24 protein-coding genes are annotated in these 20,502 nt (G+C 61.2%); 13 read left to right on the top strand and 11 right to left on the bottom strand.

Annotated features, from left to right (window positions below):
* Positions 1 to 11: 11 nt before the first annotated feature.
* Together BMI91_RS08895 and BMI91_RS08890 are read right to left on the bottom strand one after the other, a co-directional pair.
* Complete coding sequence (locus BMI91_RS08895; RefSeq protein ID WP_078569940.1) at positions 12 to 488, bottom strand: hemerythrin domain-containing protein; 477 nt, start codon at positions 486 to 488, stop codon at positions 12 to 14.
* Between the two features lie 69 nt (positions 489 to 557).
* On the bottom strand, positions 558 to 1,268 hold the full coding sequence (locus BMI91_RS08890; protein WP_078604711.1) for a response regulator: 711 nt from the start codon (positions 1,266 to 1,268) through the stop codon (positions 558 to 560).
* A gap of 168 nt (positions 1,269 to 1,436) precedes the next feature.
* Here BMI91_RS08890 and mce point away from each other — a divergent pair, with 168 nt between their 5' ends.
* From mce to BMI91_RS08875, 3 genes are read left to right on the top strand one after another with little or no spacing between them, the layout of a single operon-like run.
* Positions 1,437 to 1,841 carry a methylmalonyl-CoA epimerase gene (mce, locus tag BMI91_RS08885; protein WP_078604710.1) on the top strand — a complete coding sequence of 135 codons (405 nt, stop codon included), beginning with the start codon at positions 1,437 to 1,439 and terminating at the stop codon, positions 1,839 to 1,841.
* A complete protein-coding gene (locus tag BMI91_RS08880) occupies positions 1,841 to 2,110 on the top strand; it encodes a DUF1467 family protein (protein ID WP_078548424.1) in 270 nt (89 codons plus the stop codon). Before mce ends, BMI91_RS08880 begins: the two co-directional genes overlap by 1 nt.
* Positions 2,111 to 2,167: 57 nt before the next feature.
* Positions 2,168 to 2,845: a DUF4396 domain-containing protein gene (locus BMI91_RS08875; RefSeq protein WP_078548422.1), complete on the top strand. Its 678-nt coding sequence runs from the start codon at positions 2,168 to 2,170 to the stop codon at positions 2,843 to 2,845.
* 22 nt (positions 2,846 to 2,867) lie between these two features.
* Here BMI91_RS08875 and BMI91_RS08870 read toward each other — a convergent pair whose 3' ends face one another.
* Together BMI91_RS08870 and BMI91_RS08865 are read right to left on the bottom strand one after the other, a co-directional pair.
* Positions 2,868 to 3,563 carry an EI24 domain-containing protein gene (locus BMI91_RS08870; protein ID WP_078548420.1) on the bottom strand — a complete coding sequence of 232 codons (696 nt, stop codon included), beginning with the start codon at positions 3,561 to 3,563 and terminating at the stop codon, positions 2,868 to 2,870.
* Entirely contained in the window at positions 3,560 to 4,162 is a 603-nt protein-coding gene (locus BMI91_RS08865; RefSeq protein WP_078604709.1) for a nitroreductase family protein, read from the bottom strand. The genes BMI91_RS08870 and BMI91_RS08865 overlap by 4 nt, the downstream gene beginning before the upstream one ends.
* Before the next feature lie 108 nt (positions 4,163 to 4,270).
* On the opposite strand from BMI91_RS08865, the gene BMI91_RS08860 reads away from it, so the two are divergent.
* Positions 4,271 to 4,519 carry a DUF167 domain-containing protein gene (locus BMI91_RS08860; RefSeq protein ID WP_078542047.1) on the top strand — a complete coding sequence of 83 codons (249 nt, stop codon included), beginning with the start codon at positions 4,271 to 4,273 and terminating at the stop codon, positions 4,517 to 4,519.
* A 27-nt stretch (positions 4,520 to 4,546) separates the two neighbouring features.
* Here the strand turns inward: BMI91_RS08860 and BMI91_RS08855 are convergent, their stop codons facing one another.
* Positions 4,547 to 4,813 (bottom strand): hypothetical protein, encoded by a 267-nt coding sequence (locus BMI91_RS08855; protein WP_078542046.1) that lies wholly within the window; start codon positions 4,811 to 4,813, stop codon positions 4,547 to 4,549.
* A gap of 142 nt (positions 4,814 to 4,955) precedes the next feature.
* On the opposite strand from BMI91_RS08855, the gene BMI91_RS08850 reads away from it, so the two are divergent.
* The 5 genes from BMI91_RS08850 (at position 4,956) to BMI91_RS08830 (ending at position 9,165) form a co-directional block, all read left to right on the top strand.
* Positions 4,956 to 5,693: a M48 family metallopeptidase gene (locus tag BMI91_RS08850; protein WP_078604708.1), complete on the top strand. Its 738-nt coding sequence runs from the start codon at positions 4,956 to 4,958 to the stop codon at positions 5,691 to 5,693.
* A gap of 99 nt (positions 5,694 to 5,792) precedes the next feature.
* Complete coding sequence (locus tag BMI91_RS08845; RefSeq protein ID WP_078604707.1) at positions 5,793 to 7,121, top strand: DUF2254 domain-containing protein; 1,329 nt, start codon at positions 5,793 to 5,795, stop codon at positions 7,119 to 7,121.
* A gap of 76 nt (positions 7,122 to 7,197) precedes the next feature.
* Entirely contained in the window at positions 7,198 to 7,491 is a 294-nt protein-coding gene (locus BMI91_RS08840; protein ID WP_078520475.1) for a DUF6455 family protein, read from the top strand.
* A complete protein-coding gene (locus BMI91_RS08835) occupies positions 7,491 to 7,751 on the top strand; it encodes a DUF6455 family protein (RefSeq protein WP_078542044.1) in 261 nt (86 codons plus the stop codon). The genes BMI91_RS08840 and BMI91_RS08835 overlap by 1 nt, the downstream gene beginning before the upstream one ends.
* Positions 7,752 to 8,037: 286 nt before the next feature.
* Positions 8,038 to 9,165, top strand: coding sequence for an acyltransferase family protein (locus BMI91_RS08830; RefSeq protein ID WP_078604706.1), 1,128 nt, complete (start codon positions 8,038 to 8,040; stop codon positions 9,163 to 9,165).
* A 59-nt stretch (positions 9,166 to 9,224) separates the two neighbouring features.
* On the opposite strand, the gene BMI91_RS08825 is transcribed toward BMI91_RS08830, so the two are convergent.
* Positions 9,225 to 10,145, bottom strand: a complete 921-nt coding sequence (locus tag BMI91_RS08825) for a glycosyltransferase family 8 protein (protein WP_078604705.1) — start codon at positions 10,143 to 10,145, stop codon at positions 9,225 to 9,227.
* 28 nt (positions 10,146 to 10,173) lie between these two features.
* Positions 10,174 to 11,253, bottom strand: a complete 1,080-nt coding sequence (locus BMI91_RS08820; RefSeq protein ID WP_146684042.1) for a glycosyltransferase — start codon at positions 11,251 to 11,253, stop codon at positions 10,174 to 10,176.
* Positions 11,254 to 11,361: 108 nt separating this feature from the next.
* On the opposite strand from BMI91_RS08820, the gene BMI91_RS08815 reads away from it, so the two are divergent.
* Entirely contained in the window at positions 11,362 to 12,132 is a 771-nt protein-coding gene (locus tag BMI91_RS08815; RefSeq protein ID WP_078604703.1) for a sulfotransferase, read from the top strand.
* Here BMI91_RS08815 and BMI91_RS08810 read toward each other — a convergent pair.
* Positions 12,098 to 13,609, bottom strand: a complete 1,512-nt coding sequence (locus BMI91_RS08810; protein ID WP_078604702.1) for a lipopolysaccharide biosynthesis protein — start codon at positions 13,607 to 13,609, stop codon at positions 12,098 to 12,100. The two genes, BMI91_RS08815 and BMI91_RS08810, sit on opposite strands and share 35 nt — an antisense overlap.
* A 53-nt stretch (positions 13,610 to 13,662) precedes the next feature.
* Positions 13,663 to 14,565 (bottom strand): hypothetical protein, encoded by a 903-nt coding sequence (locus BMI91_RS08805; protein WP_078604701.1) that lies wholly within the window; start codon positions 14,563 to 14,565, stop codon positions 13,663 to 13,665.
* A gap of 518 nt (positions 14,566 to 15,083) precedes the next feature.
* Between BMI91_RS08805 and BMI91_RS08800 the strand changes: the two genes are divergently transcribed.
* Positions 15,084 to 15,782, top strand: a complete 699-nt coding sequence (locus tag BMI91_RS08800) for a sugar transferase (RefSeq protein WP_078569956.1) — start codon at positions 15,084 to 15,086, stop codon at positions 15,780 to 15,782.
* Positions 15,707 to 17,062 (top strand): polysaccharide biosynthesis/export family protein, encoded by a 1,356-nt coding sequence (locus tag BMI91_RS08795; protein ID WP_146684039.1) that lies wholly within the window; start codon positions 15,707 to 15,709, stop codon positions 17,060 to 17,062. The genes BMI91_RS08800 and BMI91_RS08795 overlap by 76 nt, the downstream gene beginning before the upstream one ends.
* 12 nt (positions 17,063 to 17,074) lie before the next feature.
* On the opposite strand, the gene BMI91_RS08790 is transcribed toward BMI91_RS08795, so the two are convergent.
* Both BMI91_RS08790 and BMI91_RS08785 read right to left on the bottom strand, forming a co-directional pair.
* Positions 17,075 to 18,292, bottom strand: coding sequence for an O-antigen ligase family protein (locus tag BMI91_RS08790; RefSeq protein ID WP_078548385.1), 1,218 nt, complete (start codon positions 18,290 to 18,292; stop codon positions 17,075 to 17,077).
* A complete protein-coding gene (locus BMI91_RS08785) occupies positions 18,289 to 19,014 on the bottom strand; it encodes a family 16 glycosylhydrolase (RefSeq protein ID WP_158522121.1) in 726 nt (241 codons plus the stop codon). Before BMI91_RS08785 ends, BMI91_RS08790 begins: the two co-directional genes overlap by 4 nt.
* Before the next feature lie 277 nt (positions 19,015 to 19,291).
* On the opposite strand from BMI91_RS08785, the gene BMI91_RS08780 reads away from it, so the two are divergent.
* Complete coding sequence (locus BMI91_RS08780) at positions 19,292 to 20,491, top strand: glycosyltransferase family 2 protein (RefSeq protein ID WP_078604698.1); 1,200 nt, start codon at positions 19,292 to 19,294, stop codon at positions 20,489 to 20,491.
* Positions 20,492 to 20,502: the final 11 nt, after the last annotated feature.

Genomic DNA, 20,502 nt, shown 5'->3' with positions numbered 1-20,502 from the left:
TCAAACCCCGATCAGTCTTCGAGACTGTCTTCCTTCTTCTCGTCGACCAGCTTCATCTCTTTCTTCTTACGCTCGAGGAATTTCTCGCCGTAATTCTCGATCTCGCTTTCGTCGATCACGTCCTTGGCGCGGCCGAAGATTTCGTCTTCTTCCTCGTCCATGTGGTGATTGTAATCATGCTCGAGCTTGTGGAACTTGTTCAGCCAACCGGGGCTCGCCATGTCCATCTCGTTGAGCTCTTCGAGCAGATCGTCGAGCTCGGCATGTTCCTCGACCGAGTGACGCGCCGAATCCTGCCCCCAGGTTTTGGTCATCAACTTGGAATAGAAGGTCTCTTCCTCGGCGGCGGCGTGGGACTTGATGTCATAATAGAACTCATTCCACGCCTGCGTGCGCTCCGCGCTGTCGCCGGACGTATCGGCGATCTTCTTCATCAGGGCGCGGTGATTGTCGTGATCTTGCTTGATGGCGTCGTAGATCGAGCTCATCGGGCTGTCCTCCGGTTGCGTTGACTTGTTTGAGCAACGCGATGTCGGAGGGGCGGTTCCGCAACCGGGTCAGAACGCCCCGGCTGCCGCGATCCGCGCATCTATGATCTGCGTGACCCGGGTCATATCTTCGCGTGAGGGGCCGCCGGACCGTCTCAGGCGCTGCGCCGCATCGTCCAGAGCCGCATCATGGGCCGAGCAGGCGATGCTATGAAGGAAATGTGCGGCATAGGGCAGGGCGCGCGTGTCGGCCCCCTTTGTGTCGCGCAGCAGTTCCGAGAGGTGCTGCAGGTCGTCGCGCAGCGCGAGCGGGTCCGGCGCGATCACAAGATCGGCAAGCGCGCGCAGGCCGAGCGGTCGCATCTCTTCGGGCAGGGTCGACAGGATCGCTTCCTGAAATACGGCGAGGCTTTCGATCGGCTTTTCCAGAAACCCGTCCGCGCCCGCCGCGAGGGCCGCGCTTTTCAGGTCGGGGTCGCCCGAGGTCCCAAGGATCACCGGATGCGGCCCGCGCGTCCCGCGTATCTCGGCGATCAGGTCGCTTCCCGAGCCATCGGGCAGGCCCATATCCACGATCACGATCGAGGGCCGGTAGGTCTTGAGATGCCGATCTGCCGAGGCGAGGCAATCGGCGCGCCGGATTCGCGCGCCCGAGCGCAGGCACAGCAGCCGCACGGCTTCCGAGGCGAAGCGGCTATCTTCCACCAGAAGAACCGTCAGCCCGGTCAGAGGGCGTTCGGGTGTCGGCATGCGAGTCAGGGTCGGGATCGTGTCGCTCATGTCGTGGCCCCTTCGGCTGCGATCGGATTCGGCTGTCCGATCAGTAGGGCGCAGATTGCCTAACACTGGGTTAATCCGAACCGGGTTCACAACTGTCCCCGCAAGGCTTGCGCGAAGCCGCGCGCCCGGCTACCCCTTTTAACGCCCGCGTTACCGGAGGAGACCCAAATGATCGGACGCCTGAACCATGTCGCCATCGCCGTGCCCGACCTCGAGGCGGCCTCGGCCAAGTATCGCGACACGCTGGGTGCCAATGTCGGCGCGCCGCAGGACGAGCCCGATCACGGCGTCACGGTCGTCTTCATCGAACTGCCCAACACCAAGATCGAACTGCTCTACCCGCTGGGCGAGGACAGCCCGATCAACGGCTTTCTGGAAAAGAACCCCGCGGGCGGCATCCATCACATGTGCTTCGAGGTAGAGGACATTCTCGAGGCGCGCGACAAGCTGAAAGCGGATGGCGCGCGGGTTCTGGGCAATGGCGAGCCGAAGATCGGCGCGCATGGCAAGCCCGTGCTGTTCCTGCACCCGAAAGACTTCAATGGCTGCCTGGTCGAACTGGAGCAGGTCTGATGAGCCTCACAGGCGGTATCATCCTCTTCGCAGTCATCTGGTTCATGATCTTCTTCATGGTCTTGCCGGTTCGCCTCAAGACGCAAGGCGATGTGGACGAGGTCGTGCCGGGCACTCCTGCAGGGGCGCCGCATGAGGCGCATCTGGGCGCGAAGGTGAAGATCACCACCGTTGTCACCATCGTGCTCTGGGCGATCATCGCGGCGGTGTTGCTGTCGGGGATCATCACTTTGGAAGATATCGACTTCTTCGGGCAGTTGCGCCGTTAAGCGGGCGCGGAACCGTTTCGGATAAGCGTGTGTTGGGAAGCTGAAAGGAGCCTCCCGATGACACCCATCTGGTTTACCGCGCTCAGCTGGCTTTCGCTCGCCATTGGCGTGATTTCGTTCCTCTATCTCGTGGTCGAGATGCGTCGGAACCCGCCGCATATGGCGATTATGGCTTGGGTCTGGCCGATCTGCGGGCTGTTCGCCGGGCCGCTGATCATCTGGTTCCACAAGCGCCATTCCGGGCATGGCGACTCCCCGTTCCCGATTTCGGTCGCAAAAGGGACGCTCCATTGCGGGGCAGGTTGCACCTTGGGGGATATCCTTGCCGAAAATCTCGCGCTTGCGGTTCCCGCGCTCCTGATCCCGTTCGGCTGGCCGGATTTTTGGCAACACAAGATCTTCGCGCTCTGGGGGCTCGATTATGTCTTCGCCCTCGTGATCGGGATCGTGTTCCAGTATTTCTCGATCGCCCCGATGCGCGGTCTCGGCCTCGCCAAAGGCCTCAAAGAGGCGGCGAAAGCCGACGTGGCCTCACTCACCTCGTGGCAGGTCGGCATGTACGGGATGATGGCGATCTTCCATTTCGCCGTGTTCAAAGGGCTCTGGGGCGCCGAGATCAACGCCGCCGACCCGGAATTCTGGTTCGCCATGCAGATCGCGATGATGGCTGGTTTCGTGACCGCCTATCCGGTGAACTGGCTGCTGATCCGCAAGGGAATCAAGGAAGAGATGTGAGCGGCGCGTTAGCGCCGCCCCGTCACCCGCGGCGACCGGTGATCGCGTGGAATAGGTGGGTGAAGCCCGCAGCGCCCAGTACCGGCACGAACAGGTTCACCAGAGGGATCGACAGCGGCACCGCCATCAGCGCGCCCGCGGCCCAAATCGTGACCTTGTTGCGCTCGTATAGTTCGAGTGCCGCTTCACGCTCCATCCGCCGGAAGGCGGCCATCTGGAAATATTCACGCCCCAGAAGGTAGCCGTTCAGCCCGAAGAACAGAAACGGCGCCAGCGGGATCACGAAGGGGTAGATCATCAGCGCGATGATGTTGGCCACGAGGATCACGCCGAAGAACCGCACCGTGTCGCGCATCCCTTCGGCGAAGGTGAGTTTGCGCACCGGCGGCAGGGTCGGATAATGCACGTCCTCCACCATCTCGGCCACGTCTTCGAGGAAGAAACCGGTGAAGGCGGAGGCCACGGGCACCATCAGGAAGATCGAGGCGAACAGGATCACGCCCGCCGAGACGATCGACAGCGCGGTATCGATATGGCCGATCTCGCCTATGAAGGGCAGCGAGAAGCTGTCCGGCACCAGCCAGCCGATCAGCATCACCATCGCCACATAGATCGCGACCAGAAGGCCCAGCGAGAGGGCCACGCCGAAGCCAACGACTTTCATCGCACCGGGCCGCAGCAGGTCGGCCCAGGCTTTCACATAGCTCGAGATGATCATTCCGAAATCCGCGTCGTGATCGCGTCGAGGTCGGGACGGGGGCGTTCCGGAGGCGCGACGCCCTCGGTGCCCAGATGGATGAAGCCTGCGACGCTTTCGCCCTCCTTGAGGCCCAGCATCTCGCGCCCGAAGGCTTCGTCATGCGCGGCCCAGCCGGTGAGCCAGTTCGCACCCCAGCCCGCCGCGAGGGCGGCGTTCAGCAGCGACAGGCAAACCGCGCCCGCGGAATAGAGTTGCTCGACCTGCGGCACCTTCTCGCTTTGCTTGGGCGAAAAGACCACGGCCACGCAAAGCTGGCTGTCATGGAATTGCTTGCCCGCCTTGGCGATCTTGTCTTCGGGCAGGCCCTGCGCCTTCGCGCGGGTCTCGGCCTCGCTGCCCAGACGCTGCGCGGCCTCGCGCGTGATGGTGATGAAGCGCCACGGCTCCAGCTTCCCGTGATCGGGCGTGCGCGCGCCGGCGGTCAGGATCTCGCGCAGCGCGGCCTCATCGGGGGCAGGGGCCTTGAGGGTCTTGGCCGGGCGCGACCGGCGGGTCAGAAGGAAAGCCATCGCCGCGTCATTGCGCTCGGCCGGGTTCACTTCGGGCAGTTCAGTCATGAAAATCTCCGTCTGTTGCGCCAGATATCGGGCGCTCGGCGCGCGATTGCAACCGCAGCATGGGCAACTGGCTTGTGCGCCATTGAGCAGGGTCTATGCTGCGGCGCGATGACGGATCTCAGCCACCTTGCCATTCCGGGCAGCGAAATCGCGCTGCGCGTGACGCCGAAAGCGTCGCGCAACGAGATTCGGGAAAGCGAAGAGGGGCTTCGGGCCTATGTCACGGTCGTGCCGGAGAACGGCAAGGCCAACGCGGCGGTCGTCAAATTGCTGGCAAAGGCGCTGGGCGTCGCGAAATCGCGGCTGACGCTGATCCGGGGCGAGACCGCGCGCGACAAGGTGTTTCGCCTCGATTGAGAGCGCATCGCGGCGCGGGCAGGGGGATCAACCGTCCTCGCTGGAGGTGCTTCCCGTCTGCTTCAGGCGATAGACGCCTTCGGGCAGGTTGAGCGCCGCCGCGAGTTCGCGCAGCTGGGCATGGCTGAAGGTGACCGTCTGCACCTGCTCGGTCTGCTCGTCGAGCTGTTCGACCACGACGCAGTCCTCGAAGGAGCTGATCGTGATGTCTTCCTGCAGATAATCAAGCGGATCCGTCCCCTCGTCGACAAGGGTGATCACGGTCGCGTCGAATTCGTGTTCGATGGTAAACATGCTCTTATGCTAGCGCGGCTTTTCGATCCGAAAAAGCGAAATCACGCCGCTGCTTGCAGGCGATCGCGTGCAGGAGGCTATGCTGCTGCGAGCCAAATCGTTAAGCTGTGGGAAATCCTCTTTCAGGGGCGCTTTCCCGTCGATGCCTTCCTTCCGTTTTCTCCTCGCAATCCTGTCGCTCGCCGTGACGCTGCTTTCGGGCTGCGTGCCGACGATGGCGCCTATGCCGCAGACCGAAATCTCGCCCGAAGACAGGCAGCGCGCCGAAGTGGCCGTATCGCGGCTGGTCGCTGTGGGCGACCGGATGGAGCCGCAGATCGAGCAGGAATGCCGAAAGCGCACGCGCAAGCTCAACTGCGACTACCTTTTCGTGGTCGATGACCGGCTCGATCTGGATGCGAATGCGTTTCAGACGACTGACCGCTCGGGCCGTCCGGTGATCGGGGTGACGCTCGCGATGATCGCCGAGGTGCGCAATGCCGACGAACTGGCCTTCGTGATCGGCCACGAGGCCGCCCATCACATCGCGGGCCATATCGCGGCGCGCGAACGCGACGCGGCGGTGGGAGCGGCCTATCTGGGCCGTGCGGTGCAGGCACAGGGCGCCGATCCCCTGACCGTACAGCGTGCGCGCAGGATCGGGGCCGAGATCGGCTCGCGGCTCTACTCCAAGGATTACGAGCTGGAGGCCGACCGGCTCGGCACGATCATCACATGGGATGCGGGCTACGATCCGCTCAAAGGCGCGCAGTTCTTCCTGCGCCTGCCCGACCCGGGCGACAAGACGCTGGGCACCCACCCGCCCAACAAGCTGCGCTTCGACGTGGTGCGCGACACCGTCGCCCAATTGCGTGCGGGCAAGATCCCGGCGGGCAGCTGAGGGAACCCGTTCAGGGCCTGCGCACTTGAGATTTGACATAGAGGCCCCCGGCAAAGGCGGGTCCGGGACGCGGGAACTGGGGACGGGAACACAGAACCAATGGCAATCTTTTCGCGACTGCGCTGGCGGCTGAAGGTCATCCTGCGGGAGATCTGGGTGCGGGTGACGGCCTTCGGCGTGCTGGGGGTCCTGACCGCGCTGGGATCGGCGGGCTTCGGCTATCTCGTGCCGCCGGATCTCGGCTACAAGATGGGGGCAGGCTCGGTGGAGCCGATCCTGAAGATCATCGCGACCGCGATGCTGACCGTCACCACCTTCTCGTTGCAGATCATGATCACCGCGTTCAGCTCGGCCCAGACAGGGGCCACGCCGCGCGCGATCAAGTTGATGCAGACCGACCGCGTCACGCAGAACGTGCTGGCGAGCTTCATCGGCTCTTTCGTCTTCTCTCTGGTCGGGATCATCGCGCTCGAGACGAATGTCTATGACGACTCGGGGCGGTTCATCCTTCTGGTGGTGACGCTTGGCGTGGTGGCGTTGGTGGTGATCTCGCTGTTGCGCTGGGTGCAGCATCTGAGCGAATTCGGCCGGCTCGGCGATGTGATCAGCCGGGTCGAGACTGCGGCGAGCACGGCGCTGAAGGCACGCTGCGAGCGGCCGTGGCTCGGCGGCAAGGAATGGGAGGAGCCGCCCGTGGGGGTCTTCGGGATCACCTCGACGCGGACCGGCCATGTGCAGCATGTCGATATGGGCGCGCTGCAAAAGGTCGCCGAGGCGCATGACTGCCGGATCTGGCTTTGCGCGCGGCCCGGCGAATTCGTCCATGGGGCGTCTCATTTGGTCCAATGCGATGCGCTGCCGGGCGATACCGAGACCCGCGAGGAGATCGAAGAGGCCGCGCGCGACGCCTTCACCATCGACCATGCCCGCGACTATGATCAGGACCCCCAATTCGGGCTGATCGCTTTGGCCGAGATCGCCTCTCGCGCGCTTTCGCCCGCGATCAACGACCCCGGTACCGGGATCGACATTCTGGGGCGTCTGGCGAGGGTGCTGGCCGAATGGCATCCGCCGAACAGCCCCGAATGCGTCTTCGACCGCGTCTATGTGCGCGCGGTGACGCCCGAGCAATATACCGAGGACGCTTTCGCCGCGATCGGGCGCGATGGGGCGGGGCATCTGGAAGTCGCTCTGCGCCAGCAGGAAGTGTTGGAAGCCGTAGCCGAAATGCATCCCAATCACTTCGGCCGTCCCGCCGCGCATCAGGCCCTGCGCGCCGCAGCCCATTCGCAATCCGCGATGACCTTGAGGCGCGACCGCGCCGTGGTCGCAGAGGAAGCGCAGGCGTTGGCCGCGCGCTTCGCGCCCGATCTGGACTGCAATGTCGGACATGAAATCGACGGCGATACCTCGGATCGCAACGCTTGATCTGAATCATATCGAAATTGCGGACCCTACGGCAGAGTCCCCCCATCACCGGGATGACTGTTCAAGGGAGGCCGCCATGACCGCTGCCAAACATCTCAATCGCCACGCGGCGATGATGAACCGGATGGCCCAGCAGATGGGCGGCGATCTCAGCATGGAAATGGCCAGCGGACGACTCAGTGGCGAGGGCTGGAGAGACGCGCTGATCCGCTGCACCAAGTGCCGCGAGGCCGGGGCCTGCCTGCTCTGGCTGGCCGAGCATGACCCGCAAAGCAACCCCGCGAAGGCACCTCCCGCCTATTGCGAAAACCGCCTGATGATGTCGCGGCTGCGCGCCACCATCGGCGCCGAACCCCAAGGAGTGGAATGATGGGAATGCAAAGCGAAATCGATCTGAACTTCTGGGTGACGCGCGGTATGGCGCGGCGTCTTGGCGTGAATATCTCCGAAGCGATGCATAACGGCTTCCTCACGCAAGCCGATTTCGCCGAGATGATCACCACTTGCCGCACCTGCGGACGCACCGAGTTCTGCCTCGCTGTTTTGGCAGAGAAGGGCGAAGGCCCGCAGGCCATCCCCACGGATTGCCCCAATTACGAGGTCCTGACCTCTCTGCGCGCCCTGCAATAACTGAGGGCACCGTTAACGTCGCGAAGCATGTGAGGGGCGGTCTTGCCCCCGTGCAGAGCGGATCGATGGTCCTTTCAAATCTGCGTGTTCTTCGCTTGCGTAATTTCTTCGCATGCAGACCAACAATGCTTCATTTAACGTGTGTGGCTCCTTGGTCTCGGATGGCCGCGATGAGCAATACTTGCCTTGCGGATGGTATGCGCGCTCCCTGAGTTGAGGGAGCGCGGCACCCAAGTTTTCTTCGCATCGAAATCGCCCTGCCCCGTTCGAGCTACGAGGGCGCGCAATGGCACAGAAGATTGTAGGTCTCGACTGGCTTCGCGCAATCGCCGCGATACTGGTGATGATCGGCCACGCGAGAGCTTTCCTTTTCGTCGACTTCTCCGAGCTTGCGAACGACCCAACGGTCGTCGCCAAAGTCTTCTATTTGCTCACCGGTCTCGGCACCTATTCCGTAATCATTTTCTTCGTGCTCTCAGGCTATCTGGTCGCTGGCTCCGTGGATCGGGCCTATCACGAAGGTCGATGGTCGTGGAAAGAGTACGCGGTTCACAGGGTGGTCCGTTTGGGTATCGTCTTGCTCCCGGTACTCGTCATGACAGCAATGTTCGACTGGCTTGGAGCATCTCAATTTGACCCGGCTTACTATCGAGGTGAGTTTGGGGCCGAGTTCGCGAGCGCCCCGAACGAGCCGGTGGCCAACGGCGTCCTCGTTTTTCTGGGCAATGCTTTCTTCCTGCACAATATTCTCGTGCCCGTTTACGGAAGTAATGGACCGCTTTGGAGCATCGCCTACGAATTTTGGTATTACGTCGCTTTTCCCCTCGGCTTTTTTGCATTGAAACCAGGTCGTTATCAGCTCTTTTTTGCCGCGCTCTTCGTTCTGACGATGTGGTTCATCGGGCTCGACTTGGCCGTGCTCTTCCCGACTTGGTTGTTTGGATACTTCGCGTGGAAAGCACGCGACGGGCTTCTCGGACGCCTTGTTGCAACGAAAGCGGTCTACGCGCTCGCGGTGGTCTTCGCGCTTTTCGTCGTCATGTCCGCTCTCAAGTTCGTCAATGATTACTCAATCGGCTCACTCTACATCACGGCTGTCGCGGCGTTTTTCGCTGTGATCGCGCTCTCAAATCCGGTTTTCGACCACGGCGCGCGGCTGGCAGAGTTCCTCTCCAAAATCTCTTACTCTCTTTATCTTGTTCATTTCCCTCTGATGGCGTTGCTCAGTTCGATGCGTCATGTCGCGAGGTTCGACGCTTTGGGGAACGGGATGGTCCTATTCGGGGTGTATATCCTGTCTTCCTTCTTGCTCGCGTGGTGTGTTCATTGGCTTTTTGAGCGTCATACCGCGACACTCCAGAGAGCTATCCTTAGAAGCATGCGCCAGCGTCCTAGGCTCGGGGCTGCGGAATGAGTTGAAAGTGTAGCTCGTCACCGCATGTGCTTGCCTTCCGGCGCCGGCATTCTATGCGCTCAGGAGCGCGGTTTCTTCAGGTGAAACTTCAGCCAGAACTTCAGAAGCCTGAGCCAACAGACCTTCTCGCGCTCCATGACCTCCGCAAGAAAGGGCGTGCGGCGGAGATATTTCCAGTAGAGCCACGCATAGGGGTGCCATTCGGCGGCCTGCCAGGGTTTCGGCGACTCTGTGAAATGAATGATCCGCGGCAAAGCCTGAGCCAGAGGGACCGAAGAGGTGTAGTCGCACCCTTCCCAAAGAAAGAGGCGTTGGAAATTCCACTTCGCGTCCAGCGGTGACCAGTTCTCCCAGAATACCTTGTTCAATGCGTCCTGATCCGCGAACTCGTATTTCTCGGGCGCGGCCAGGAGCATGTCGAGCGCTTGGGACAATGCGTCCGTGGCCCGGACCGCGTCGAGATCGAACAGGAGGACACCGGCATTGAAATAAGTGCCCTCGCTCGGCAGCTCATGTTGCCGCGCGAAGTTCGTCGGGTCCACGAACGCGTCTTGCACGGCGCCGCAGGCCAAACCTTTCAGATCGGTGCTCCAGAGGTCGACGAGACTTCCGGTCACAACCATGTCGATATCCAGATAGATCACGCGTGAGATGTCCTGCGGCAGAAGCTCTGCCATGATGAGGCGCAGGTAGGTCGCGCGACTGATATGCAGGATCGGCGGAAGCTTCAGCGCCTTATGATCCGCCACGTGATAGGGATGGATTTCGAGACCCGTCGCAGTCTCTGCGATCTTCGAGAACCGTGCCTCATCTACGGAATCGAGTATCGCGTGAACCCGGATCTTCTCCGCGCCTTTGCCCGCCTCGATGGATTTCAGCAGCGACACGAAATGGGGCGCATAGTTGGAATCGGTCACGCAAACGATGTCGATCACGTTCGGGTCATACGCGGCATGCGGCTCGCGGACGTCGTACATCATTCGGAGTCCTTTGCGATCAGTGCGCCTGTTAGAAATATCGGGACTGTCTCTTGGGAGGCTTGAAATTCGCTGCCAGCAGAGCTTTGGCGATCGCGAAATGCATCCGGGCACGATCGGGGCGTCGGCGGATGGTGGCGAGCACACCGCGCAGAAAACGTGCGGCGATCCGGTCGGGCATCACCAATCTTCGATTCACGAAATGCCCGATCGCGAGTTCTTCATTGAGAAGTTTGGCCTGACTCCAGACGGTCTCTCCGTGATTGGGGTTGAGGTAGCGGAACTTCTCGCTCTCGATCCGGAGCACGGGCCGCTTGAAGCGCTTCAGATAGTAACGCGTCCATTCCTGATCCTCGGCTGAGAAGACCTCTTCGCGGAAAGGACGTTCGCGCATCAGAGCCGTGGGCGTCAACGCGGCGCTATTCGAGATCCCGTTGCGACCGTTAAAGAGCCGAGGGGTGATCGAGACGGGTTCGAGCTTGCTCGGGTCCGGGCATTCGGAATGCGCCGGCGCCCAGTAGACGATCTCGAGGTCTCGCGCTTTCATCTCCCGCCAGCCGTTTTCCACGAACTTCGGATCGTCGAAGACAACATGGCTGCTGAAGATGAGCGTATAGGGAAGCGTGTTCGCCTCGACGCCGATGTTGATCGCCTTGGAATAGTTGAACTCGGTGTCGTCGTAGGGAACGACGGTCGCGCCCAGGGCCGCGAACTGGTCGCGCACCGCTGCATCATGCGAGGAATCCACGATGATGATGTCCTCTGGCGGGAAGCTCTGCTCGCGGAGTTTCTCGACCACCTCTGCAAGCAATGGCGGGCATTCATAGGCCCTGATCAGCGCCGCATATCGCGGGGACGCGTCGTCGCGTGGAAGCTGCTCGGCTAAAGGTCGGGACTGTGAGGCCATCGTTTCTTGCCGCAATTTGAAAACGCTTTCCTGAAGGCAGGCACGGGCAGGTTTCCGTTCCTGAGTATCGCTTCGAAAAACGGTAGGAGGGCTGCCCCAGCCGAGCAAGATAGCCCGCGCGCCGGAGCCCTCGGTGGCCGACTCGCATATGAGATGCGCCGGTTTCTTATCCGTCGCGCCCGCATCTGCCCAAATAAATTGCAACTCGGGGTCGGATCGGAGGCGCGAGAACCGTCACGCGGTGAAGAGGGCGCAGGGCTCGCTTAGGTTCGAGTGGGGAGTGCTCGATACAGTTCAAAGGTAGCCCAGAGAATGCAGTATCTTTTTGTCGTCACTTACGGTCGGTCCGGTTCAACGGTCCTGCTCAACTTGCTCAACAGGTTGGAGGGGTATTGCATTCGCGGCGAGAATAACGGGATTGCCAACCATCTTGGCATGAGCGTTTCCGTGCTTGCCGAGGCGCAGGAGCACCCGCATGCAAAGTCCCATAATCCGGACGCGCCCTGGTTCGGGATCAACGATCCGAAGGTCGACAGCTGGGGCCAAAAGCTGGCGGGTGCGTTTGTCGAGGAGATCTTACGCCCGGACCCGGACACACGCGTCACCGGCTTCAAGGAAATCCGGTTCACTGCCCATGAGACTTCGCTGGCAGAGTATGAGAGCTCCATCGCGTTTCTGACGCAATATTTTCCCGGCGCACGTATCATCTTCAACACGCGCGATTGGCGCGAGGTCGCAGAGTCCGGCTGGTGGCGCTACGAGTCGAACATGAAACGGATCCGCGATCTGATCGAGGATGCGGACCGCCGTTTCGAGGCGTCGGCAAAGGCGCTCGGAGATCGGGCCTTCTTGATCGACTATGCCGAGTACAAGGGCAAACCGGACGGGTTCCGCCCTCTGCTCGAGTGGCTTGGAGAAGAGGTCGATGAAGCGCTTCTGGCCTCGGTGTCGCAGAATTGGCTCGTTCACCTGCAAAAGTCACACGATGACCGCGGGAAAATCCTCCGCCTGAAACGCGCGCTTTCGAAGCGTTTCGCGGAGCGCGCGATCAAGAAGTCCGGCGAAACTTCGATGCTTTCGTGAACAGCGCCTTCAACAACTGAGCCATTTCGAGTTCCGGCCCCGCTTTGCGCCCGTTGAATTGCCAGAGCGCGGCGACCGCAGCCACGTAGGCCATGCCGCCTATCGTAATCAGGCTCACCAGACGCACCGCCTCCAGAGGGACGCTCGGCGGCTTCTCCCACAGGCTACCGCTGAGCCAGACGACCAGGGTCATGAAGGCCACCGCGATCGCCGGGGTCAGGGCGAGTTGCAGCTGCTCGCGCAGCCTGATGCCTGCGATCTGCGTGACCAGGGTCATGTTCCAGATAATATTTATGACGACCGCCACCGCGCCGCCAATCAGGGCGCCGATGAGCATGCCGTAATAGCTCGCGCTGCCGAGATACATCCCGAGCAGGATCAGTGGCCATCGAATGAAGAATGCACGCAGGTCGCGGAAAAAGAGATGCCGGGTGTCTCCCGTTGCCATGGCGATCGGCTGGATCGCCACCGTCGCCTGCAAGGCTAGGATGATCGCCTGTATCTGAATGACGGGGACGGCGGGCATCCACTTCTCCCCCAAGACCAGCGCGACAAGGTCATGGGCGACCACCGCGAGGCCGAAGCCGAAGGGGAAAATCCAGAGGCAAGCAACACCCTGCACACGTTTATAGGCGGATACGAGTTTTTGCCGATCGTTCTTCACCCGGGAAAAGGCCGGGAAGAACGTCCTTTGCAGGGGTTGGTTCAGCTGAGCGATGACAACATTCGTGATCCGGTTGCCGAAACTGTACTGCCCCAGAATGTTGGTTGGCAGCACGGCCCCGAACAGCAGCGGATTGGCGCGCCAGTTCATCGCCTGAATCCAAGTGCCCAAGGTGATCCAGATCGAGAAAGAGAGGATCTCGCGATACTTGCTGAAGGTCAGGCGGGGCCGGAAGGGATAGAAGACATAGGAGAGAACGATCCGGGCGACGTCCGAGGCCACGGCGCCCAGCACCAAGGCCCAATAGGATCGAAACACGAGTGCAAGCGTAATTGCGACGATCGTGCCGAAGAGTTTCTCCCCGACCTTCATGAGGACGACTTGATGGAAAACCAGTTCTCGCTCGAACAAGGCGAGTTTTGGATTTGCGAGACCGGCGAAGACGAAGGACCCCGCCATCACGAGCAGGATGTTCTGCAGTCGCATATCGCCATAGAGCAACGCGACCGGGTAGGACAGCGCGGCCACCGCGCCCCCGACGATGAGGCCACGCGCGAAGGACATCGAAAAGACGGTGTTGAAATGCTCTTCGGTCGGGGCGTCATGGCGCACCAGCGTCTCCGACAGGGGCATTTCCGCGAGCGACAGAAGAATGGCCATCACTGCAGCACAGATTGCCACAAGCCCGAAATCCTCGGGCACCAGAAGCCGGGCCATGATGATCGTGTTCAGGAACCCGATTCCGTTCGCGATCATGCTTCCGAGCGCGATCCAGACGGCTCCCTTCAGCAGGCGTGTCCGTGTGTCGGTCATCTATTCTGGGGGTCCTTTCGCAGCAAGCTATGATCGAGGTGGTCGCCCGGCGATCAATGGATGAACGTGATATCCGCGCGCGCTTCAATCGCGGAGATGTCCGAAACGTAGTCTTGCTGCATTTTTCGGAATTGGTCCTCGGGCCATGGGGAGAACCGGTCCTGTGCGCCTTGCACCGGATACTCATGCTCCAGAGCCGACATTCGAAACCGCCATTCCGTCGCTGAGAGCGGTTCAGCGGTCTCGGCCATGGCGCGGATTGCACTGTCGGAAGCGCTTCCCCGCACAGTTGGGTTCTGCAGCGGCTCAAACGCCTCAGCCTCGACGTCACTCAAACCTTCGAGGATGCGGGGCTCGAGGTCGCGGAAATCCTCGTAGCGCCAGATGAAGACATTCGCGTGCGGCAAGGCATCGCGAATGTCGTCGATGATCTGCAGCCACGCCCCCTGCGGTGAGGAAAAGGCGGATGCGAATTGTTCTGGGGGCGGCACGGGAGAGAAGCGGATCGCTTCGCCATAGATCGACGCCAGGAAGTCGGGATAGGACCGGATGCAGAGCCAGATATCCAAGGGGCGATCCGGCAGGAATGTCGATAAAAGGCGGAGCCGCGATATCGCCGTCGGATAGAACGCCCCGTCGAGGAATTCACCCGTTTCGCCCAACAGGTTCTCTTCGGAAACAAGCAGTTCGTCCGAGGTGTCGAACAGGCTCGAGATCTTCGATCCAAGCTTGTCGAGGCGCGTTGGACGGCCCGAGAGTGCCTTGAGCTTTTCCGACCTGCTCGTGCCTTCGCTTTCCGCCCATGCCTGATGGAAAAGGGGCCGCACATTATTGATCGGCCAGAAAGCGACACCTTGCGAGGCAAGAAGCTTCGCGTTCAATTCGAGGCGCGCCTGGAGATAGGTTGTCGCTGTCTTGTGGGCTCCGAGATGGAGGCGAATTCGGGGCGTCGTCACATCATCCTCCGTCTTCTCACCGTTGCTTCAGGCTGCGGTCGGCAGCCGCCGCTGCGTCTGCGGCCTCCTTTGAAAGGGCCGGTCGCGGCATCTTCATACCAATGGCTTACTGAGGAACGGCCCGCGCTGTGAGGTGCAAAGCGCTGAACGGGGCGAGCGCTCTTAATGAAACCGTACGCCTGCCACACAATTGGCCAATTTTCTGGCCATCGCTAAAATAAGTCGCAGGAATTTCTTCGAATTAGGGGTAATTCCGCGATTTAGCGGAATTCTGGGAGAGCGAACGAGCTTCGCACCTGGGATTAAAGGTGATTCTGCCGCCCATAATCCTCAAATTGGATTCCTAGCGCCCGTTTTTCGTGCGGACCGCCTCCAGAATGGCGCAATTTCGCGGATCGGTGATGCGAAATTTATGCTGCAGGTGCGAAAGGGGCATTTGGTCTTGTTCGTTTCGCAAGGTTACCAAATCGTTAATCGAGGGATTTCAAACTGTCGCTCTTTCACTGGGGGGTGAAAACATGACCTTTGAAACGCGTAAGGGGCACTTCTTTGCTCCGACTACAGTCCATAGTGCTGCTTCTGCTGAACCGCTCGTTGAGCGTCCTGCAGGAGATATTGCCAAGCGTGGGCTCGACCTGCTGCTTGTGCTCGTTTTCGTGCCGTTGCTTGTTCCGCTTTTGCTCGGGGTTGCCGCGCTTGTCTGTATGACGAGTTCGGGGCCCGTGCTTTTCGGACACGTCCGCGTCGGTCGGGGCGGCAAGAAGTTTCGGTGCTGGAAATTCCGGACGATGGTCGTCGATGGCGACCGGATCCTGGAAGAGCATTTCCGGCGTTTCCCCGAAGAGCGCACTATCTGGGAAGAAGAGAGAAAGCTGCATGATGATCCGAGGGTCACGCCTTTGGGGGCTGTCCTGCGCAAGCTCAGCCTCGATGAACTTCCGCAACTGATCAATGTGCTTGTCGGCGAGATGAGCCTCGTCGGGCCGCGTCCCGTCGTTGACGAGGAAATGCGCAAATATGGCCGCTCTGGCCGTCACTATCTGCGCGTGCGTCCCGGTGTGACGGGCCTCTGGCAGATCAGCGGACGTAGCGACACTGGCTACGCGACGCGGGTGCTTCTCGATCGCCACTACGTGATGTCGTGGAACGTGCTCCTGGATATCAAGGTTCTCGTTCTCACGATCCCGGCGGTTCTGTTTGCGAGCGGGGCGAGGTAGCAGTGCCAATGTCCTGTGTCCCGTTACGGCGTTTCCTCTTTCCGTTGGCCGTAACTGCGCTGACTGCATTTCCGGCCTATGCCGAAAAGCTTGAAGCCGGTGATGTTGTCTCGCTCAATATCGTTGAGTGGCGCAGCGTCGCCGGTGAAATGGCGCAATGGGCCGCGCTGAAGGGGCCATATGAAATCTCGTCCGACGGTGCCTTGGATATCGGGTTTATCGGGACGGTCGAGACGAAGGGTCGCGAGGCTGAGGCTGTCGCTGAGGAAATCTCGGCGCGGCTGAAGGATACGTTGGCGCTGACGGAACAGCTCGATGTTCAGCTGAGCGTCACCCAGCGTGCGCCGGTGATCGTCGGCGGGCTCGCGAGAAAGCCGGGGCCGGTGGACTTCACCTCCGGGATGACTGTCCGTCACGCCCTCGCACTCGCGGGCGGGCTGACCGGCGTCTCCGGCGATGGGACGATGTCCCAATATCTTTCGATCGCGGCACAGGAGGCCCAGCTGGCGCGGCAAGAGGGCGATTTGCGTCTGCGCATCGCGCGTCTTGACGCGGAACAGGCTGGCACCAGTGATGCGAATTTTCCGACGGCTGCCTCACTCGGGCAGGATGGAGAGTTGCGCGTTGCACAAGAGCAGTCGCTTCTGAAATTGCGGCTCGACTCGGCGAAGCGCAAAAGCGAACTCGTGGACGGGCAGGTGACCCTCCTGACTCAAGAGATCGACAAGTTGCAGCAAAAATCCAAAGGCTTGGACCACCAACGGGAGTTGATTGCAGAGCAGCGCGACAAGGTTGCGCAGCTCGTTGATCGCGGCCTGAGCCCCAGTAACCGGGCAATCGAAGCCGAACAGAAGCTTGCCGCAATCCAAAGTCAGATCCTCGATGTCGACACTGCGATTTTGCGGTCTCGTCAAGCACTGGCCCGCGCCGAAAATGATCGTCTCGATCTGGGCGCCGGGCGCATCACACAGCTGCTGAACGATAAGCAGAAAGCGGAATCCGAACTTTCCGATGTGCGTGAGCGCCTCGACCTTCAACGTGGGTTGATGCGGCTGGCCGTGCCGAGCGCTATCGGCGCAGGCTTGGCAGGCGAAGAGGGCGGCCCGCAATTGCAGGTCGTCGTCACGCCTGCAGGCGGGGGGGCTGCGAAGACCGTTGCCGATTTCGACACGCGGCTTTCGCCGGGTGACCTCGTGGAGGTGACGCTTTCGCGTGACCCCAACGAGACAGCGGCCACGACGGAAGCTCCGCAAGAGCAGGCAACCGGAAGCAACGGCTGAGGCGCGTCCTGCCTATTCGCCGCGTCGCAATCGGATCGCGTAAACCATCGCGCCGACCGTGATCACCGTGATCGGATCGAACTGGAAGAAATATGTCACTTCGACCAGCGACAGAACGAACTGACGGATCATGAAGGCCGCGAAAAAGATCGTTTCGGCGCGCACATCGCGGATCGCCCAGACAATCACGACATAGCCGGCCCAGAAGACGATGCCGGTCTGCAGCAGCGCGAAGGGCAGGCCGAGCTCCACGGCATTCGTCAGCAGGGTGTTGTGGAAGTGGAAACCGGATTTCGACGCGATCCCGAACTGCGCCCAGATTTCCTCCGCGACGGGCTGGCCGGGAATCCAGAACGCCTGGAAACCTGTGCCAAGAACCGGACGTTCGGCAATCTGTCTTATCGCGATCGCCCAGAGGTCGGTGCGCCCGGTGAGCGTGACGTCCTTGCCCGTCGAATGGAAGAACCATGACTCGACATGGCTGAAATTCGCCATGATGAGCAGAATTGCCAGAAGCAATAGCATCGACATCATGACGAGCAGGAAGAACCGCTTCCATGCCGAGGTTCGCGAGAGAAGCACGATCCCCACGGCGACGGCCAAAGCCCCCACGCTCGCAAGGATCGCGCCGACGGATTGCGCTTTCACGAGAAGCAGCGCGGCCAGCAGGGTCATCGCCACGCCCGAGTAGCGCAGCCATCGCGGCAGGCTGCGGTCGAAAAACAGCGGTGCCGCCGAGATGAGCAGCATCGAGGCGGTGCTCGCCATTGCGTTCTTGCTGTGGAATATCCCGAGGAAGCCCAGCCCATCTGCGCGCTCGCGCCCCAGCACCGCACTGATGATGTTGACCGCGGCGAAAGAATAGAAAACGGCCTTGTAGTAGTTGAGCGGGGACAGGCGCCGCGCAATCAGGATGGCGACCATGAAGGTGAATGTCAGAAGGATGCCGTATCGAAGGCTGAGAGCTGGCGCATCCGACCAGAGCACCGAAAGCACGGTCCAGCCGGGCAGCGCGAGAAGCCACCACATATCGACGATCTCGTCGCGCGAACGCCATGGTTGCCGAAGGATCAGGAAGCACCCGACGATCAGAAAGCCGAGCGCGCCCAGCGTCCCGATCTTCGGCGTGATGTGCAGGATGAACAGCGCCAATGTCGCGAAGAGCGCCGTCGGGCTGATCACGATCTCATTTCGATACGGATAGCCGCCATGTGCAGTTTGGGCCGTCATGGTTCCTTGCACAGTATCGATTCAGGGAATTGGCATGTCTCGCCGAGCGGCGTGTAACCGACCCAGTCGATCGTGTAGCGCAAGGGGCCGGGGGGCTTCTTATAGCGCCCCATCCATTCGCTCAGCGTCTGCGTGCTCCAGAAGGACAGATAGATTTTCTGAGCCGCGCTGGGCACGCCTGAAGTGACCTTCAGGATTTCCTTGCCGTCGGCATACCAAGTGATCGCGCCCGGCTCCCAACGGAAGGCAAGCGTCTGGAACCCTTCGGTCGTCGGTTTCGGCAGGGGGAATTCCCCGCCGCCCATCGGTTTGCCCGAGAGGTATCGATTGAGCGAGACTTTCGAGGGGTCTTTGGTGAGGATCTCGATGTCGATCTCGTCATGCGGCATGCCGTGGACCGGCCCGATATAGGTGAAGAACGAAGCGTTGAGCCCCGAATTCTTCGGCGTGTTCAGCCGCACCTCGTAAGTGCCGTAGCTGTATCTCGCGCGGGTCTGAATCTCGGCGCACAGGTTCGTCTTGTCCGGTCCCGCCTCGGGCAGGAAAAACATGACCAGTTTGCTTTTCTCGAGCTTGAGGGCACGCCGTGCCCAGGTGCAGCTCTGGTGGTCGCCGTTGGTCCAGCCATCGGAGATATACCATCGCTTCTTGTTGAAGCTGTCGAAACTGTCGAAGAAGGCTCCGCCCAGAGGTTTCTCCGCGCGGGCGAGGCTCGGTGCCAAAATGGCGAGAGCGACGAGACAAGAAAGGATGCGTAAGATCGACATGCAGCCTTTGTACCGCGCCCCGCAGTCGAATCGCTCGGGCTTTGGTGGCACATGCAGGAGGCCTCGGGCGTAGCTGTCTCAAAGCGATGGATTTTTTGGCGTTTCGCTTTCTGTGGCTCGCAAATGCAGCGTGATGCAGACCTGACTTCGGCAGCTTTCTTGTCAGGCGCGCGTGCCGCCGACTCGGCCGCCTGCATGGGCTAGCGTGTCTTCATCACTGGTGGAGACTGTATTGGCAGAGCGCATCACGGTTATCATGGCGAATTGGTGCGGCGCGTCCTATCTCGCGGCTGCAATCGCATCGCTACGCCGCCAAACCGTATCGGACTGGCGGCTGATCGTCTCCGATGATGGATCGGACGATGACAGCGTGGCGATTGCACAGGATTTCGCGCGGCAGGATCCGCGCATCGACGTGCTGACAGCCGATACGTCTTCCGGCCCGGCAACCGCACGCAATCGCGCGCTCGAGCGGGCCAAAGGCGAGTGGGTCGCCATTCTCGACAGTGACGACCTCATGCATCCAGAGCGGCTGAAGCGGATGCTGGAAGGGGCGGAAACGCTGGGTGCGGATGTTATCGCGGATGACATGGTCTTCTTCGGGACCGTGCCGGGATCGGGCGGTCGCACTTTGCTTGAACCGATGTCTCTGGTGGCGCCGCTCGAGATTACGGCGAAGCTGTGGGTCGAGGCCGCCGCGCCGGAGACCGAGCTCCCGCCGCTTGGGTATCTCAAGCCGATGATCCGTCGCGCGATCCTCGGCGATCTGCGTTACGATCCCGATCTGCGGATTGGCGAGGATTTCGATTTCGTCCTGCGTCTCTTGCTGAAGGGGGCGAAGTTCTGTGCGTTGCCCGACCCGATGTATCTGTACCGTCGACACAATGCCTCTATTTCACATCGGCTTTCGCCTGCTGCCATCGACGCAATGGTCCGCGCGCAGCAGCGGTTGTCGGAGGGGCTGGACCCAACCGTTGCCGCGCAGCTGGCCGCGCGCCATCGCGGGTTGCAGAAGATGGCTGCGTTCGAAGCGCTCGTGGCCAACCTGAAAGCCCGGCAGTTCGCGGCGGCAGCGATAAAAATCGCGCGGCGTCCGTCTCTGGCGCAGGACGTTCTCCGAAGTCTCGCCGAGAGACGCAAAGGCAAAGACGCGATTGGCCCGGAGCGCCGTGCGGTTCGGGTCTCTCTCGGGGCCGAGGAAGGGGCTGACGTGCTGGCCGATGAAATCGCGTCCGCATCCGTCGCGGAGAAAATGCATGTCAGCGTACCGAAACCGGTCGCGCCCGGTGCGCGGTGGGCCTCGCCGCCCGCGAAAATGGCCGCGAAGTTGAGCGCCCTTTCCGAAGCGAACGACGTCATTCCGGAGGCTCTGGATGGGGCAGGGGCCTGGGCGCGGTGGCTGTTGCCGCAATGGGCGCAGGAGCAGGCGTAGGCGGATTTAAC

Origin of the sequence: Thioclava sediminum (genome assembly GCF_002020355.1) — a bacterium.
Lineage (GTDB): Bacteria > Pseudomonadota > Alphaproteobacteria > Rhodobacterales > Rhodobacteraceae > Thioclava > Thioclava sediminum.
The sequence above is the reverse complement of the archived record's forward strand: the minus strand, read 5'-3'. Positions and strand labels throughout refer to the sequence as shown.

Bases quoted from the DNA above. Each gene is read 5' to 3' on its own strand.
- BMI91_RS08865 (WP_078604709.1), bottom strand. From the start codon at position 4,162: ATGACTGAACTGCCCGAAGTGAACCCGGCCGAGCGCAATGACGCGGCG.
- BMI91_RS08845 (WP_078604707.1), top strand. From the start codon at position 5,793: ATGGCAATCTTTTCGCGACTGCGCTGGCGGCTGAAGGTCATCCTGCGG.
- BMI91_RS08790 (WP_078548385.1), bottom strand. From the start codon at position 18,292: ATGACGGCCCAAACTGCACATGGCGGCTATCCGTATCGAAATGAGATC.
- BMI91_RS08870 (WP_078548420.1), bottom strand. From the start codon at position 3,563: ATGATCATCTCGAGCTATGTGAAAGCCTGGGCCGACCTGCTGCGGCCC.
- BMI91_RS08825 (WP_078604705.1), bottom strand. From the start codon at position 10,145: ATGATGTACGACGTCCGCGAGCCGCATGCCGCGTATGACCCGAACGTG.
- BMI91_RS08830 (WP_078604706.1), top strand. From the start codon at position 8,038: ATGGCACAGAAGATTGTAGGTCTCGACTGGCTTCGCGCAATCGCCGCG.
- BMI91_RS08860 (WP_078542047.1), top strand. From the start codon at position 4,271: ATGACGGATCTCAGCCACCTTGCCATTCCGGGCAGCGAAATCGCGCTG.
- BMI91_RS08840 (WP_078520475.1), top strand. From the start codon at position 7,198: ATGACCGCTGCCAAACATCTCAATCGCCACGCGGCGATGATGAACCGG.
- BMI91_RS08815 (WP_078604703.1), top strand. From the start codon at position 11,362: ATGCAGTATCTTTTTGTCGTCACTTACGGTCGGTCCGGTTCAACGGTC.
- BMI91_RS08880 (WP_078548424.1), top strand. From the start codon at position 1,841: ATGAGCCTCACAGGCGGTATCATCCTCTTCGCAGTCATCTGGTTCATG.
- BMI91_RS08875 (WP_078548422.1), top strand. From the start codon at position 2,168: ATGACACCCATCTGGTTTACCGCGCTCAGCTGGCTTTCGCTCGCCATT.
- BMI91_RS08855 (WP_078542046.1), bottom strand. From the start codon at position 4,813: ATGTTTACCATCGAACACGAATTCGACGCGACCGTGATCACCCTTGTC.
- BMI91_RS08810 (WP_078604702.1), bottom strand. From the start codon at position 13,609: ATGACCGACACACGGACACGCCTGCTGAAGGGAGCCGTCTGGATCGCG.
- BMI91_RS08895 (WP_078569940.1), bottom strand. From the start codon at position 488: ATGAGCTCGATCTACGACGCCATCAAGCAAGATCACGACAATCACCGC.
- BMI91_RS08835 (WP_078542044.1), top strand. From the start codon at position 7,491: ATGGGAATGCAAAGCGAAATCGATCTGAACTTCTGGGTGACGCGCGGT.
- BMI91_RS08850 (WP_078604708.1), top strand. From the start codon at position 4,956: ATGCCTTCCTTCCGTTTTCTCCTCGCAATCCTGTCGCTCGCCGTGACG.
- BMI91_RS08890 (WP_078604711.1), bottom strand. From the start codon at position 1,268: ATGAGCGACACGATCCCGACCCTGACTCGCATGCCGACACCCGAACGC.
- BMI91_RS08800 (WP_078569956.1), top strand. From the start codon at position 15,084: ATGACCTTTGAAACGCGTAAGGGGCACTTCTTTGCTCCGACTACAGTC.
- mce (WP_078604710.1), top strand. From the start codon at position 1,437: ATGATCGGACGCCTGAACCATGTCGCCATCGCCGTGCCCGACCTCGAG.